General features: G+C 32.1%; 1 pseudogene. It reads left to right on the top strand.

From position 1 onward, the window contains the following. Window positions 1-725, top strand: a pseudogene (locus B5E48_RS13445) (IS1634 family transposase); the annotation flags it as partial.

Below are 725 nucleotides of genomic sequence, written 5' to 3'. Positions count from 1 at the left end.
AATATGTTGATTATTTCAATCTTTCCAATTCTTTTGAATTTGATCTGTATGAACTGCTTTCTTCTCTGATCTATGCTCGTCTTGTGAATCCCTGCAGTAAACATAAAACTTTTCATGAAATTCTTCCTCAATTGAAAGATACCGCTCATTTTTCTTATGACCAGCTTCTAGACGGTCTTGCATTTATGGGCAATGATTATGGCAAGTTTATTGAGATTTTTAATGAACAGATGAAGAAAGTCTATAATATCAATACTTCAAAAACTTATTTTGACTGTACTAATTTCTATTTTGAAATTGACAGAGAAGATGATTTCAGACGTAAAGGTCCTTCAAAAGAAAATAGAAAAGATCCTATTGTTAGTTTGGGTCTATTGCTGGATGCCAATCAGATCCCTATTGGCATGAAGTTGTTTCCTGGCAATGAAAGTGAAAAGCCGATTTTAAGGGACGTGATTCAAGGCCCTAAAAAGAAAAATCAAATCACAGGAAAAACTATACCTGTAGCTGATAAAGGACTGAACTGTACTCAAAACATTGCTTTTTCTAAAGAAAATGGAGATGGTTATTTATTTTCTAAATCCGTCAAGACTCTACCTGAAAAAGAAAAAAGTGGGTATTATTAGATAATGAAGACTGGAAAGAAATAAAAAATGATGAGGGTGCATTATTATATAAATATAAGTCATGCATTGATAAATTTCCTTATCGTATAGAGATTGACG

The organism is Massilimicrobiota sp. An105 (assembly GCF_002161155.1).
GTDB lineage: Bacteria > Bacillota_I > Bacilli_A > Erysipelotrichales > Coprobacillaceae > Allocoprobacillus > Allocoprobacillus merdigallinarum.
The sequence above is the reverse complement of the archived record's forward strand: the minus strand, read 5'-3'. Positions and strand labels throughout refer to the sequence as shown.